The organism is Orientia tsutsugamushi str. Boryong, assembly GCF_000063545.1.
In the GTDB taxonomy this organism is placed as follows: domain Bacteria; phylum Pseudomonadota; class Alphaproteobacteria; order Rickettsiales; family Rickettsiaceae; genus Orientia; species Orientia tsutsugamushi_C.
The window spans coordinates 1,830,534-1,846,176 of record NC_009488.1; the positions used below are offsets into that span (position 1 = coordinate 1,830,534).

A 15,643-nucleotide genomic window follows, 5' to 3' on the forward strand; every position below is an offset into this window, starting at 1 on the left:
TACTAGCAGCAGTTCTGTTAGAGCTGTGCTACTTACTGGAGTCATTGTAGGTACTGGAACTAACAGCTCTTCATCACCAGAGCCAATTATTCTGCAGCTAGTAGATACAGCAATTCTTTACGATGAATATAAAACTGATCAAATCAAAAAGGCTATCTTAATTGGATCTTGTAATGGAGACATTTCCTCAGAAAGAGCTAAATGTCGCATCGAAACTCTTTCAGTAGTCAATAAACAAGGAGATATTATTGAAAAGCAGGTAGAAGGCTGGTTGATAGGTGAAGATGGACGTTCTGGAATTAAAGGAATCGTGGTAGATAAATCGTCTAAAGTAGTAAGAATGGCTGCATTAAATGGAGTATTTAGCAGCATGGCTAAGTTTCTGCAAGCTAAGGCTATTAAGCCTGATATGACAACGGCTCCAACGTTAAATATAATGACTCCAGGTCAGGCTCAATCAGAGTTAAGTGTTGGAGATGCACTAAAATCTGGAGCTTATTCTGGAGCTAGCAATGCTTTTGATAAGTTGGCTGATTTTGCTATAAAACGAGCTGATTCCATGAGCCCAGTCATTGTTGTTGCCTCAGGTAGAGTCATAGATGTTGTGTTTAAAAAAGGTTTTGACTTATGCGAGCACAAAAAGAAGTTAAAAAATTCAACTTATGTACCATCAACTAGCCATGAAAAAGTTAATTTGCATAATAAATTCGACCAATCACAAAAGTTAGAGGAGCATTTATAATAGACTTCTTTCGAAACTGGTTAAGGTAGTTCAAAATTATAAATGCCAGAGATTAAAATAAATCTAAGACCTAATCTTTTACGTCTATTTCGATATTTGTCAGCAATAATTTTGAACCGTTTTAGCATACCAATAACGTTTTCATTGACAACTCTTTCTCCTGCTAACCTACGATTATTCTTTTTATCATTTTTAGTTAAAGGATTTTTCTTGCTTTTTTTCTTTGGTAATGCAGAATTATTGTGAATTTTTTGTATACCTTGATATCCTGTATCAGTAATCGCTTTAATCTTAGGATGGATAAGAATTTTGGATTCCTTAAATAATCTAAAGTCATGTTTTTTACCGTTAGAAAAATCTGTACATATTACTTGGTATGTTTTCTTGTCTACCACTATTTGAGTCTTTAGTGTATGCCTTTTCTTCTTTCCTGAATAATAGAATTTTTGTTTTTTTTGGGTCTTTCTATTGGACTCTCAGTAGCATCAATCAAGACTACTTCATAATTCATATCGCTATTCATTAGAGCTTTACGACCTGGAAGAGCAAAGTTTGGGTGTTTAACTAAGGTGTCTTCTACCCATTTTACAGCTTTATATGCTGAACTTTCACTAATCCCATAGTTCTGACCTATATGAAAATAAGTACGGTATTCTCTAAGGTATTCTAAGGCCATCAATAACTGTTCCTCCAAATTGAGCTTATTTTTACGCCCTCCTTTTGATTTCTTAACACCATCAGCTTTCCTCAAAATATCCACCATCTTTGAGAATGTTCCCTTCCTTACTACTGTTAATCGACGAAATTTTTCATCCTTTAACTCTTTAATCTGATCTAATTTCATTAGACCTCTTTCGAAACTGGTTAAGGTAGTTCAAAATTATAAATGCCAAAGATCAAAATAAATCTAAGAACGAATCTTTTACGTCTATTTCGATATTTGTAAGCAATAATTTTGAACTACCTTAACCAGTTTCGAAAGAGGTCTATTATTACTTCAAATCAGATTTTTATAACACCATTTTACATCATTGTATAGTTTCGAAAGAAGTCTAATGAAGTTTTTATTATTGCTATTGGGCTGTATGAGCCTAACAAGCTTCTTTTTCGAAAGTAATTTTGATTGTAAAATTCCTAAAGGGCAAAAATGTAAGTCTTTATTTGCCAACTTTTTTGCCCAAAAGCCTTGGATATCCTAATGGAGCTGGCAATAAACCTTTAGCTACTAAAAAACTTTTTAGCAAAAAATTCTCTGATACCTTCTTAAATTTCTTAAAGCAATAACATAGAGCAATTCCTCCAATCATAAAGGCCAGTCCTAATTTAGCATGCCTGCTGTTTAGTAGTACAATTCCTGGAGCTACTCCAGCTAGCACTACTCCCCATTCGTCAATGCTCAAACCCATATACTTCAACGGCTTCGATAATGCCCAACATAATTTTTGATTTTGCATAATCACCTTCAGCCTCAATTTTAGCATGAGATTTCTCATTCTGCTACTGCGATTTTCAAAAATTTACAAAATCTAATGTAGAGTAACTACTTAGCTAAGTTGTTGTCAATTTTTCTTCTCCGCAACTTAATTATGGCACTATTCCAGATAGTATCTCGTTCAAACAAACATTGGTACCGAATATACTCAGCATATTTTCGACAACTTTATTTGTAGCAATTGTTGCCTTATCTAAACTATGTATAGTATAAATTTTAGTTATATTAGTATTACTATGTCCTAATATTTGAGATATTGTATCTAGTGTTTCACCATTATTTTTCATCCAAGTTGCAAACGTTCTTCTAAGATCATGTATTGTTACATTCTGTATTCCGGCTTTTTTTCGAATCTTAGCCCATGCTCGATGCATTGTTGAACTTGATATGTGTTTACTATTGTCTGCTGAACTTGGCAATACCCATTCACTTTTTGAGCATAGTTTTCTGGTTTGCAATACTTCTATTAATTTATCAGCTAACCCTATATATAGAGTTTTACCATTTTTACTCTTAGTTTTTGGTATACACCATATTTTTTCGCTAAGGCTTATCTCGTCCCATCTCATTCCTGATACATTACTTTTACGTGCTGCAGTGAATAAACTTATAAATGTAAAAATTTTTCCTGATCGTTCTGCTCGCTTTTGCGATTCTGTTAATTGACTATTTCCCTTTTCTTTTAGCACGGCCATAAGTCTTCTCATTTCTTCATTTGTTACATATCTAGATCTTGATTCTTGCTTGTGCCTTTTTATTCCACATACAGGATTCTTTTCTAATAATCCCCACTCTATAGCCTTATTAAATATAGGGCTTAACAGTTTTAGAATACTGTTTGCTGTTACATAGTGTTTCTTTGCTGTTTTTTCGTCAAAAAGCTTCTGAATATCTTCTTTGGTAATCTCAGATATCTTTGTATTGTATAAAGATTCTAGATATCTCTTTACTCTTTGAGCCATTATTTTCCAACTTTTATGATAAAGACTACTATATTCAGTATATTTTACATGCACCTGTCCGAATGTTAGTTCATTCTTTAATTTAAGCCTCTTCTCTCTTTTTTCTCTTCTTTCTTTATTTATCTTCCGTCTTTCATCCATTGGATTTATTCCTTTAGCAATATCACTTTTTAACTGCTGTATCTTTTTTCTAGCTTCTGCTACCGTTAGATCTGGAAAATCTCCTATTTTTATTTTTTATAATACATGCCATTAATGTTTATTCATAAATATAGTCTTCTAAATCCAGTATATGATATTATAAACAGTAAGTTCCTTTGTGTTATATCTCTAAACTTGATTATTTTTTCTTCTTTGGTTGGTACTTTTATTTTATTTAATGCTGCTTGTGTAAATTTAAATACTTTTACTGGCATATTTATCACCCTTCATTAATTTAAAATTGAAGTAATTAAATAATAACTTATTAATTTTTAAAATTAGCTTAAACTTATAGTCTGTAGTATGGTTTTTATTGAATAGCAAATACTTTTGTAAAAATAAAAAATATTTTTAAGCGACGTTATCAATTGAAGGTTACTCTAAGCTTATCAACTATAAATTCAAGTTGCTGGATTAAAAATTAGCACTTCAACTAGCCAAATATTAGACATAAATTTACGTTATATTTCCGCAATTAACATCAAGATATTATTGTCATATTGACAAATAATATTAATACAGCTACAGTTAAATTCATGTATCAACTCAAACGAGAATAAACTACATAGCAGATTTTATAAAGCTTATAAAGCTCATAATAGCTCTTAATCTAACTTATTTCTTCTAGTTAGTTAAATCATCTTAAACATGAAAGGTACATGATTGTTTCCAATCATACAGCGCAAGCCTCTTTAAGTTCAATTTCTGTTGAACCGGTGTTACACTTTGACCTTGGATTATGAATAAAATCTGGTGTAGATCAAGTTTCCCAATCTATATTAGCAGTTCTTTTTCCTCAGTTTTCTGTCACTCTTCTAACTGCAATTGTCTTACCGCTAAAAGAATGTGTAAGCAACCGTTGGAAAGCTTTCACTCTGTTCCATCTGCTTTCCTGTATTGCCTCTTTATGATATGCGTTTGATGACTTCTAATAACTTTATTAGACTTCTTTCGAAACTATACAATGATGTAAAATGGTGTTATAAAAATCTGATTTGAAGTAATAATGAAATTAGATCAGATTAAAGAGTTAAAGGATGAAAAATTTCGTCGATTAACAGTAGTAAGGAAGGGAACATTCTCAAAGATGGTGGATATTTTGAGGAAAGCTGATGGTGTTAAGAAATCAAAAGGAGGGCGTAAAAATAAGCTCAATTTGGAGGAACAGTTATTGATGGGCCTTAGAATACCTTAGAGAATACCGTACTTATTTTCATATAGGTCAGAACTATGGGATTAGTGAAAGTTCAGCATATAAAGCTGTAAAATGGGTAGAAGACACCTTAGTTAAACACCCAAACTTTGCTCTTCCAGGTCGTAAAGCTCTAATGAATAGCGATATGAATTATGAAGTAGTCTTGATTGATGCTACTGAGAGTCCAATAGAAAGACCCAAAAAAAACAAAAATTCTATTATTCAGGAAAGAAGAAAAGGCATACACTAAAGACTCAAATAGTGGTAGACAAGAAAGCACACCAAGTAATATGTACAGATTTTTCTAACGGTAAAAAACATGACTTTAGATTATTTAAGGAATCCAAAATTCTTATCCATCCTAAGATTAAAGCGATTACTGATACAGGATATCAAGGTATACAAAAAATTCACAATAATTCTGCATTACCAAAGAAAAAAAGCAAGAAAAATCCTTTAACTAAAAATGATAAAAAGAATAATCGTAGGTTAGCAGGAGAAAGAGTTGTCAATGAAAACGTTATTGGTATGCTAAAACGGTTCAAAATTATTGCTGACAAATATCGAAATAGACGTAAAAGATTAGGTCTTAGATTTATTTTAATCTCTGGCATTTATAATTTTGCACTACCTTAACCAGTTTCGAAAGAGGTCTATTACATTTCTTCCAGTTTATACTTTGCAAATGTATTTTGTTATCAGTAGACGTACTGGCTGTAAAATTTTCTCATAATAAGAGGCCATTTCATGTGGAATGATGTTTCAACTCCATTAGAAAAGATACAGGCTTATTGTGTTCTATCTATATGATATAAATGGGTTAGGTTCTACATATCTGCCGATGATCTTAAAGTCTACGTATTGCCATGGACTAGCTCAAATAACCAGATCACTTCTCTTTTGAGCAAAGCCTTTCAGTATCTTTTGCTTTTTATTAATAACGACATTTATTAGTAGTTCACTGTATGTTAGCCTGACCATTCTAGCCTAACCTCTGACCACATGAAACTAGTAGTCTAATCTTCCTCTCACAATTCTGATCCACTTTTGAGCCGAGTACATTGTCCTGATAGCTTTATACTTTATACATCAAATCACTTCTTTGCATATACCAGTAGGCTTATGTTGATAGAACAACAGATTTGATCTTTCCTTAGTCAAACAGTCATATATATAACCTTACATTGTACAATCTTCATAAAGATATGAAAACATACTTATTAGACATAGAAGATAAGCATTTATTAAATAGACGTTCCTTAATTGAGTCTGTCTTTAAATATACTAAAAAACCATATGCATTTAGAACATGCTAGACACCTAATTTCTTAGTTCATATAATTGCTTCTCTTGCAAGTTGCCACATCTCCAAACTTAATACCAATCTTATTACATCTTCTTTTTTTCTCATTCATTATCCTAATCTGACGTTTTAAATATAATAAATATAACAACAAAAGCTAAGAAATTAGTAAAAACCATTGTTGCTGTAGTAGGAGTATCAAGATATATAGATACCACTATTCCAATAAGATTAAACATTACAGATAGCAGATTAGAGTAAATTATCATCTTAGCTGCAGAATTGCTGATTATTCTTGCAGTTGCTGCTGGAATTACAAGCCATGCAGTTAGAAACAAGCCACCAAATATTTTTATAGTAACAATGATCGTAGTTGATAAAATAACCAAAAACATCATTTCAATAACTCTAGGATGTCTTTCTAAAATTACTACAGCAAGTTCTTTATTTAAAGACATTAATATAATTGCCTTAAAATTTGTATATATTAGCGCTCCTATTATTAATACTAAAATAAATAAAATTATTATGTCAGTTGAATTTATTAGCCATAATTCTCCACCAAACAAAAGGCTAGAAACAGTTGGTGCGCCTGGAACAATAGTTGATAAAATAGCTGATAAAGCCAACATACCATTTGAAACAATAAAAACTACTGTTGATTTATTGTAATTATTGTTACTAAAAAAAAAAATTGCTCCAGAATATATTAGTGCTACTAAAAATGCAGAAATTAGTGTTGGTAAATTAAATATAGCTACCATGCTTCCAGCTAATACGCAAGAATGTACTAATCCATCGCTAAAACTTGTGTAACGCTGCCACAATATTATGCACCCAAGTGATGCAAGCAGTATACTTATTAATACTGTTGCAATAACTAAATTAATTATGAGTATGGTCATGATTATGAGTATATATTCCTATTTGAGAATCTAACTCCATCAAATTAGCAACGCAGGCTCTATTCTCTTTTGAATATTTAAATAAATAGCTACTACAGCATATATGTTGATTAATACATAAAACTTGATCAGTATTTAACATAACAGTATGTAAATCATGCGAAATTATGAATATAGCTGTTTTTCTAATCTGCTTACATTTTTTCAATAGATCATACAGTTGTTGTTGAGCTATAACATCAAGCCCTTGAGTAGGTTCATCTAGAACTATCAAATCAGATTCTTTGAGTAAGCTAGCTGCTATTGCAACTCTTTGCATTTGGCCTCCAGATAAGTCAGTAAGCTGTTTATTTTTTATGAACTCAAAATTAATAAAGTCCATCACTTGAGTAACTGTATTCTGGTGATTAGAAGCTACATATGATAAAAATTCAGACACGTTAATTGGTAAGTTATAATTCAAGTGAATTTTTTGTGGAACATATGATAAAGATATCCAATCTTGTTTAACAATATCACCTGAAGTTGGTTGTTCAAGTCCTAGTAACAGCTTTGCTACTGTTGTTTTACCAGCACCATTAGGCCCAACTAAAGTAGTAATTTCATTGGCTTTAATCTTAAAGTTTATATCCTTAATTGCTTGATAATTATGGCTATAAGATTTTGATACTTTTTTAAACTCCGCTATTGTCATTGTTATTAAACCACTCCCGCAACTGCTATACTATCTAAAGATTTATTATTGCTCTTAACAAACAATCACCAACTATAACTTTATATTAAATTTGTATATAATAAGCTTAATCTAGCGCTACATAAACTGTAATTTAAAATAGCATGATTAATGGAATTTTATAAGCATAATTTATCAAAATAAGAATTTTGATTTAATAATTCACAAGTACTCAAATTATAGCAGAGTTAAACGAACTACTATATAAAACTAATCTCATTAGTTAAATCAAAATACTGATTTTCTTCCACCTAACAAATCTGACATTGCATTAGAAGTTTTAGCATCAAATTTACGTTTAGCATTAGAATAAGATACTACAAGCAAATCTTCTAACATAGCTTGATCATTAATCACGGAAGAATCAATTGTTATAGATTTAATATTGCCATTACCATTCAGTATAATGTTGACTAAATTTCCTCCAGCACTACCATCAAACTCAGCATTTCCTACCTTATCATCTATTTTATCAAGCTGAGGATACTTCATCTTAGATAGTTTACTAGTTAACTTACCTAACATATTTGACATCATCTTAGACGCTTCTGTATTAATCTGTTGAAAAGCATCATTAAAAGCTGTTATTACTAATTTTTCTAATAGTTCACTTGTAGTGTTACTAGTTAAAGCAAGATCAATAGAAATTGATTTAACATTTGCCTGCCCATCCAAAATTACAGTAACTACTTTCTTGTGCTCAATTACAGCACTCCCGCTATATTTTTTCTGCGAAACCTGCTTTTGAGCCTCTTCAACTTGTCTTAATAACTGTCTTAATTTTCTCATAGAGCGCCTAACTATTTTTTATTCATTATAATATCAACGACCTTAACATCTTTAAAATTAGTTGTAATTACACCCCAAGCTTTAGAAACTTTAAACCTTTGAATCAGCTCTGCTTTTAATGGCAATTTTGTATCATTTTCTACAGTTAAAACATTCCAATTATTAGGCTTCCAGTTACATAAATGCATTGTCAATTGACTGTTCATCTTTGCATTACTACCTTTGCTGCTTACAAAAACAGTACATCCATTAATATCAATAACTGAAACTATGTTCATTAAATAATAATAAAGATCAACCTCTCCAATTTGGTTAAGATACTTTAAAAAATCTACTAAAATCATCAAATAATTATTACTATTATTAGATTCACTCAACATTTTTCTATTATTTACATCAGAATAGCAGTCATAAGATTGTAGCTCATATTTATTCATGCTAGCAGGTAAAGATTCAGGTACAGCAGGCGAATTAGCGGCATTATCAACATTAGTTTTAGCATCAGTTAATTCATTCTGCAATTGCCTCAATGCATCTATAGGAGTAGGTAATGAAAAACTGTAAATAGCTTTTATAACAACAACCTCAAAACAAAGCCTTGTGTTATGACTAATCTTTAACTCTTGTATAGATTTACTGAATATTTGCCATAGTACAGTCAATCGCGATAAAGATAATTTCATACTAAGAGAATTTAATATATTATTATGGCTCGCATAAATAGATTCAGTATAGCCATCTATCGTTTTCACTTTAATTAAATACCCAATCAGATCTAGTATATTTTGACTGCATACTATAAAATCAGTCCCACTTATATATAAATCTGTAACAATATTAATACCTTTTTCTGCATTTTGCTCGGCAATTGCTGATAGAAGATCTGTTAATTTTCCTAAACATAATACCCCGCACATCTGTTCTACAGTGTTTAAACTAATCACTACTACATCAGAACTTGCAGTATCTGCAATATTTTGGGCTAATGCTCTAGCTTGCTCAAGTAATGATACTGCATCCCTTGCAGATCCATCTGCTTTAACAGCAATAAATTCTAATATTTCTTTAGTAGCACTAACATTTTCCTTAGCTATAATGTTACTCAAAATTTGAACAATATTATTTATATCCAATCGTCTTAAGTCAAATTTTTGACATCTAGAAATCACTGTCAAAGGGATTTTGTTAATCTCAGTTGTTGCAAAAATAAAAATAGTATGACTTGGAGGTTCTTCAAGAAGCTTTAACAATGCATTAAATGCACTCTTAGAAAGCATATGTACTTCATCAATGATAAATATCTTATATTTAGAAATTAAGGGCTTATATTCGCTATCATCAATTATTGTTCTGACATCATCTACTCCAGTTCTACTAGCTGCATCAATTTCATTAATATCAGGATGGCTATTATTTTCCATAGCTATACAGCTATTACACTTAGTACAAGCAAATATTGTTTTTGAAGTTACTACTGGCTGCAAACAATTAATTGTTGTAGCAATGATTCTAGCTGCAGTTGTTTTTCCGACACCGCGAATACCACTCAACAAATAAGCTTGCGATAAGCAGCCAGTAATCATACTATAAGTTAAAACTTTAGTTAATACTTCCTGCCCTATCAACTCACACATAGTTTTAGGTCTATATTTCCTAGCCCAAACTACATAGTTACTTTGCCTTTCTAGCATTAATTTAATTAAATTTCAAGAGAAAAAAGAATGTAAAAATACACTCATCGTTAAGATAAAACTACTAGCGTAACCCACCAAGCACTTACTACAGCTGCTTTTTTTCAAACCTGACTGGGTTTGTAAGGTTGATGCCTACGCCAGTTAATATAGTATAGATGAATTTAATCTTTAACGCAACTCAAATATAGCTTAGTGTACTAATGTAGTAATTTTTTGCAAAGCATAATAAAGATAGCCAAAGAATATTTAAAAACTACAATTGAAGTTTCGTATTTCATTAATATTGAATTAAAAAACAGAAACAGATCTTCAAGAAAAATCTCTATTGATAAACTAAAAGAAGATGTAAGTCAATATAGTGTGCATATCAATATAAAATAGCTGAACGACTAGTAGTAAGTAAGTCGTAGTATACAAAAAGCATTAAATCGTCAGCACTGTTTTCAGAAAATCTATAGAATATGTCATACTAATTACTTTTTTATTACATCTTATTATTATAACTGTTTTATAGTAGTTTAGCTATATTTCCAAACTTAATTCCAATCTTATCTCCTCCTTATTTATCTTCTACTTCCTTATCCTATTCTAGCATCTTTTAGGCTTCTGTGTAGTATTTGGTAGTATATATTTTTTTATTCATTCTTCAAAATACTTACAAAAGTTATTTATTAAGAAAAAATATTTAATATAGGGATTATATTCAGTTCTCCTTTTTTATTCTTCAGATCTTTATACTCTATCATATCTTTTTTACAATTCAGTTTTTGCTATTCATTCTATCATACTCATGTTAAACTACCACTCTAATCCTTATTTTGTCTATCTCTATTCTATCTTCTTATATCAAATTCTGGTTATATTTTTCTTAATCTCTACTCCATCCTAGTTTTAAAAGAGGTCTATTTTCTGCCTGATTTTTATATTGAACTGGAAAGTTACATTAATTATTATTTATTTAATATGTTATAAAATACTTGGCTTATGAATTAAATTATATTAATATTTATTTATATTATTTTTATATTTAATGAATAAATAGCCGCATATTATGAAAAACAACAAAAAAATAGCCATAGTAATTATTTCTACATTATTCTTTACCTATACGATTCAAAGTATGGCAAATGAACCAAATACTAAAAGCAGTACTGCCAATTTTAAAGAACAATTAAGTGAGCGACTACGAATGCATCAACAGTCACCTAATGAATCTGATGATGAGGATGATATGGAGGCAGACATAAAATCCCAACAACAATTTGCAGACTTCAAAAAACATCAAAACAGTAATAATAAATATGTATCAAAAATTTTTGCACCTGAAACTTTGATCACTAAAGTGCCTAGAATACCTGACAAAGAAAATAACACAACACCAAGCCAAAACAACGATGCAACTGATGAATGGGATGACGATAATATCAGCAGTAAAGATTTAAATTCTAGTCAGAAAGCTTTAACTTTTAAGGAAAGTGTAAATATCATCGGGACAAAATTAGTACCTATGTTTGCAGAAAAATCAAAGACTAACACTAAACAACAGACTGATAATAACGCCAAGAACAATGTCACAGCGATACCAAACTCTAATACAACTTCTATAGCTACTACGCATTCTAACTATAATATCAGCAGTAAAGATTTAAATTCTAGTCAGAAAGCTTTAACTTTTAAGGAAAAGGTAAATATCATCGGGACAAAATTAGTACCTATGTTTGCAGAAAAATCAAAGACTAACACTAAACAACAGACTGATAATAACGCCAAGAACAATGTCACAGCGATACCAAACTCTAATACAACTTCTATAGCTACTACGCATTCTAACTATAATATCAGCAGTAAAGATTTAAATTCTAGTCAGAAAGCTTTAACTTTTAAGGAAAAGGTAAATATCATCGGGACAAAATTAGTACCTATGTTTGCAGAAAAATCAAAGACTAACACTAAACAACAGACTGATAATAACGCCAAGAACAATGTCACAGCGATACCAAACTCTAATACAACTTCTATAGCTACTACGCATTCTAACTATAATATCAGCAGTAAAGATTTAAATTCTAGTCAGAAAGCTTTAACTTTTAAGGAAAAGGTAAATATCATCGGGACAAAATTAGTACCTATGTTTGCAGAAAAATCAAAGACTAACACTAAACAACAGACTGATAATAACGCCAAGAACAATGTCACAGCGATACCAAACTCTAATACAACTTCTATAGCTACTACGCATTCTAACTATAATATCAGCAGTAAAGATTTAAATTCTAGTCAGAAAGCTTTAACTTTTAAGGAAAAGGTAAATATCATCGGGACAAAATTAGTACCTATGTTTGCAGAAAAATCAAAGACTAACACTAAACAACAGACTGATAATAACGCCAAGAACAATGTCACAGCGATACCAAACTCTAATACAACTTCTATAGCTACTACGCATTCTAACTATAATATCAGCAGTAAAGATTTAAATTCTAGTCATAATCCTTTGACTGTTGAGCAAACAGAGAATATCGAACGAAAATTATTGCCTATCATATCAAAAACTGCAGCAGAATTAAAGAATATTAACACTAAACTGACATTAATATGTTCAGATCAATCCAACGCTGAAATAGACGATATATATCATGATGCTGAATATAATCAATCCAACGCTGAAATAGACGATATATATCATGATGCTGAATATAATCAATCCAACGCTGAAATAGACGATATATATCATGATGCTGAATATAATCAATCCAACGCTGAAATAGACGATATATATCATGATGCTGAATATAATCAATCCAACGCTGAAATAGACGATATATATCATGATGCTGAATATAATCAATCCAACGCTGAAATAGACGATATATATCATGATGCTGAAGATGTTCTAGATTGCTCAACAAATCAACCTTCATTACTGCTACCTAGTACTCTAAATAATTCCGCTGTTCAACCACTAAATAATAATAACCAACAGTTCGATAATTCTGAACAAAATAAAACTATAGAATCGGAACTAAAAGTAAAAGAGTATTTTAAAGAACAAGAGAAAGTACTGTTAAAGGCTGCACAAACCAATGAGATAGCAACAACTAGCGCTATTGCTGCTGTTACTGTTGCTACGGTAAGTGATATAACATCAAGCATATCTAAAATGTGTCAAAATCATCGAAATATTATAAGTTCTGGCTCAAATATCAATAATAATACTAGTTGGAGTATTCAAGGAAAATTTTTTACTGCTGCTATCAATCCAAATGAGTCTACAGAAAACAACCAATATAACTTAAATAGCAATGGTATATTTGTCACAGCAAATAAATATTTAACTGAAAAGATTATTATTGGTATTACAGGACTATATACAAATTCTAGCATTAACTATGATCAAAGTGTATTAACGACCACAGACTGTACAACGTACTCGTTATCTTTAAATGGAAGATATTATTTACAACGGAATATATTTATACAAGGAATAACAGGCTTTATCAACTATGATGGAAAAAATAAGTACACTACTCAGTCTTCTAGCAAAATTAGTGGCGTGAGTTACTATGGCGATTTTATGTTAGGCTGTGATTTATATCATACTAATTCACAATTAATTTTATCACCAATAGTTGGTATCAGATATAATAGGATTCATAACTCAAGTTATGAATTGTTTGATGATATTACTATAGGTAGTATGGATAGCAATATATTAGCTGGCAGAGTAGGATTGTCAACAAAATATACTATTAATAATATTAGTAAAAACATTTCAGTAATACCTGAATTCCAAGCATTTATTCATACTAATTTATACACTAATAGTAGTAATAATATCATGCTAGAGTATGCTAATTCTATTAATTATAATGATGTGGATAATGCTAAACCTATTAGTATAGAAGATACTAAGCCAACCTGTCAGTTAGGCGCTGCAATTACTCTACTACTAACTAATAAAATAGAATTAGGAGGATCGTATAACGTTTATTTTGCTGAAAAGTATATTGTTAAAGTAAGCACTATAAGTATAAAAGCTAATTTTTAGCTTTTATACTTTAGCAAGTATATGATCCAGAGTTCGATATTAATTTATGTTCTACCGACTTTACATCATTCTACTCATATCGAGTTCTGGATTATCTAAAACTAGCCCAATTACAAATTTTGTTGTTCAGCAATCTTTTTTTCCATAGTAAATAATGTATAGCTGTGCTAGTAATAAATACACCTAAAATTGCTATTACAATATCATATTGCATTTTTTCTAGATTTAACTCATTATATTGATAGTCAAGGCAATTGAGAAAAATAATAGTCCATATTACAATAACCATAAAATTAATTTCACTATAAACATCCTGTATTGCGTTATATCTACACAATACACTTCGAACAATACATCCTATGCTAGAAAATAATAATACAAACACAGGACCCCATAACATTATTGGATACATGGGAATCATTAATGATACAATAATTCCCACTATCATAAATATAGACTGCACCAAAGCATCACATATGATAAATAAATAACTTAAAAAGTTTTGGTCACACTTTATTTTACTACCTTGCCATCCTAATAATCTTACTAAAAAAAATCCTATTAACACAATAATGAGATTGCAATATATATATATTGGATTAGAAAAAACTCCTTGTGACTGCTTATGCATTATTATGTCTAATGCAATATTACTGAAACTTGCAGGTAACAATGCTAGCATTATTATGCTAAATAAAGAAGAATTGTTTGTTAAGGCTAAAATAATACTTGGTAAGGTAAATAATATTCCTGCAATAATACTTAACCCATAAAACCAACTTGAATGAATAGATTCAATTAATAAAAACAAGTAAATTCGGCTTTTAACAGTTTTAGCTTCAAATTTCTCTATTTCTCTCTTCAGATCTGTTATTAACCCGATAGGCAAAGTTTTTTTATTAAACATAAAATATACAGGTACTTTATTCGTAATAACAATGTGCTTTATTCTATTTATAGCATGATAACACTGAACTACCGAAGCTACTCCTGAAGAGGTTATTGTAATCCATCCATCAATTTCATTATTTAATAGAGCTTTTAATGCTTCATCATTAGTCTCGTATTCAAATATTATATCCTGATTGTCTGGACTTTGAATCAATTTGCTAATTTCGTTATCTTTATAAGCACAATTCTTCATTACTCCAAGACGAAACCCATGAAACCTAATAAGGTCAGCAAATTCAGAGCTATCACTAAATTCTAAATTTTTCTCACCTAATACAAACAATGAATAATTTTCATAACGATGTGGAGTAGATGATAAGTAAGCGTACTCCTTAATATCAGTAGGAATTTCTGAGCTAGAAATAATGTCAACACCACCATCAGATAAAGCATTTAATTTTTGGTCAGCAGGTACATGTTTAAGAAACAAACTTATATGCATCTTTGCAGCAATTTCTGACGCAATAGCAATATCTGTATTAGAAATACTTTCAGATTCTATTCCAAGCCTTAGATTGAATCTTTCTAACTGCAATTGAGCATAGCCTTGATTTTGTGTAAAAGCGAATAAACAAAGCAATAATAATATAAATAATGTACTTTTATAATGCGACATAATATAAGCTTA

At 30.4% G+C, this 15,643-nt stretch carries 12 protein-coding genes, 1 other RNA gene and 5 pseudogenes; 5 read left to right on the forward strand and 13 right to left on the reverse strand.

Going from position 1 to position 15,643, the window contains the following annotated elements; all coding sequences use genetic code 11:
* The first annotated feature begins 25 nt into the window (after positions 1–25).
* Positions 26–742, forward strand: coding sequence for a TraB/VirB10 family protein (locus tag OTBS_RS14705; RefSeq protein ID WP_157866451.1), 717 nt, complete (start codon positions 26–28; stop codon positions 740–742).
* A 20-nt stretch (positions 743–762) separates the two neighbouring features.
* Here OTBS_RS14705 and OTBS_RS13240 read toward each other — a convergent pair.
* A protein-coding gene (locus OTBS_RS13240; protein WP_157866453.1) for an IS5-like element ISOt6 family transposase occupies positions 763–1,586 on the reverse strand; the annotation gives its coding sequence in 2 pieces (ribosomal slippage) (positions 763–1,199 and positions 1,199–1,586; 825 coding nt in all).
* Positions 1,587–1,606: 20 nt separating this feature from the next.
* Positions 1,607–1,702, reverse strand: a pseudogene (locus OTBS_RS14710) (IS5/IS1182 family transposase); the annotation flags it as partial.
* A 95-nt stretch (positions 1,703–1,797) separates the two neighbouring features.
* Between OTBS_RS14710 and OTBS_RS17155 the strand changes: the two are divergent.
* Positions 1,798–1,905: pseudogene (locus tag OTBS_RS17155) on the forward strand (conjugal transfer protein); the annotation flags it as partial.
* Here the strand turns inward: OTBS_RS17155 and OTBS_RS08690 are convergent.
* The 5 genes and pseudogenes from OTBS_RS08690 to OTBS_RS18055 all read right to left on the reverse strand — a co-directional run bounded on the left by OTBS_RS08690 (position 1,900) and on the right by OTBS_RS18055 (position 4,271).
* Complete coding sequence (locus tag OTBS_RS08690; protein ID WP_011945092.1) at positions 1,900–2,235, reverse strand: hypothetical protein; 336 nt, start codon at positions 2,233–2,235, stop codon at positions 1,900–1,902. The pseudogene OTBS_RS17155 and the gene OTBS_RS08690 overlap by 6 nt on opposite strands.
* Before the next feature lie 91 nt (positions 2,236–2,326).
* The gene (locus tag OTBS_RS17160) at positions 2,327–3,337 is read right to left on the reverse strand and encodes a tyrosine-type recombinase/integrase (protein ID WP_050897479.1); all 1,011 of its coding nucleotides are present in this window, start codon (positions 3,335–3,337) and stop codon (positions 2,327–2,329) included.
* Positions 3,338–3,370: 33 nt separating this feature from the next.
* Positions 3,371–3,430 (reverse strand): annotated as a pseudogene (locus OTBS_RS18590) (DUF4102 domain-containing protein); the annotation flags it as partial.
* Positions 3,431–3,459: 29 nt separating this feature from the next.
* Positions 3,460–3,612, reverse strand: coding sequence for a hypothetical protein (locus tag OTBS_RS17165; protein WP_232488819.1), 153 nt, complete (start codon positions 3,610–3,612; stop codon positions 3,460–3,462).
* Positions 3,613–4,193: 581 nt separating this feature from the next.
* Entirely contained in the window at positions 4,194–4,271 is a 78-nt protein-coding gene (locus OTBS_RS18055; protein ID WP_332370193.1) for a reverse transcriptase N-terminal domain-containing protein, read from the reverse strand.
* 132 nt (positions 4,272–4,403) lie between these two features.
* Here OTBS_RS18055 and OTBS_RS13250 point away from each other — a divergent pair.
* A pseudogene (locus OTBS_RS13250) lies at positions 4,404–5,228 on the forward strand (IS5 family transposase).
* Positions 5,229–5,782: 554 nt separating this feature from the next.
* Positions 5,783–6,028, forward strand: a pseudogene (locus tag OTBS_RS17170) (transposase); the annotation flags it as partial.
* Here OTBS_RS17170 and OTBS_RS08710 read toward each other — a convergent pair.
* The 5 genes from OTBS_RS08710 to ffs all read right to left on the reverse strand — a co-directional run bounded on the left by OTBS_RS08710 (position 6,012) and on the right by ffs (position 10,163).
* The gene (locus OTBS_RS08710; RefSeq protein ID WP_011945093.1) at positions 6,012–6,800 is read right to left on the reverse strand and encodes a metal ABC transporter permease; all 789 of its coding nucleotides are present in this window, start codon (positions 6,798–6,800) and stop codon (positions 6,012–6,014) included. The pseudogene OTBS_RS17170 and the gene OTBS_RS08710 sit on opposite strands and share 17 nt — an antisense overlap.
* Complete coding sequence (locus OTBS_RS08715; protein WP_011945094.1) at positions 6,781–7,494, reverse strand: metal ABC transporter ATP-binding protein; 714 nt, start codon at positions 7,492–7,494, stop codon at positions 6,781–6,783. Before OTBS_RS08715 ends, OTBS_RS08710 begins: the two co-directional genes overlap by 20 nt.
* 267 nt (positions 7,495–7,761) lie before the next feature.
* Complete coding sequence (locus OTBS_RS08720) at positions 7,762–8,322, reverse strand: YbaB/EbfC family nucleoid-associated protein (RefSeq protein WP_011945095.1); 561 nt, start codon at positions 8,320–8,322, stop codon at positions 7,762–7,764.
* A gap of 11 nt (positions 8,323–8,333) precedes the next feature.
* Entirely contained in the window at positions 8,334–10,013 is a 1,680-nt protein-coding gene (gene dnaX, locus OTBS_RS08725) for a DNA polymerase III subunit gamma/tau (RefSeq protein WP_011945096.1), read from the reverse strand.
* 52 nt (positions 10,014–10,065) lie between these two features.
* Positions 10,066–10,163: signal recognition particle sRNA small type (gene ffs, locus OTBS_RS13260), an RNA gene on the reverse strand.
* 904 nt (positions 10,164–11,067) lie between these two features.
* On the opposite strand from ffs, the gene OTBS_RS08730 reads away from it, so the two are divergent.
* Positions 11,068–14,064, forward strand: coding sequence for an autotransporter domain-containing protein (locus OTBS_RS08730; RefSeq protein WP_011945097.1), 2,997 nt, complete (start codon positions 11,068–11,070; stop codon positions 14,062–14,064).
* Between the two features lie 91 nt (positions 14,065–14,155).
* Here the strand turns inward: OTBS_RS08730 and OTBS_RS08735 are convergent, their stop codons facing one another.
* The gene (locus OTBS_RS08735; RefSeq protein ID WP_232488991.1) at positions 14,156–15,550 is read right to left on the reverse strand and encodes a transporter substrate-binding domain-containing protein; all 1,395 of its coding nucleotides are present in this window, start codon (positions 15,548–15,550) and stop codon (positions 14,156–14,158) included.
* Positions 15,551–15,643: the final 93 nt, after the last annotated feature.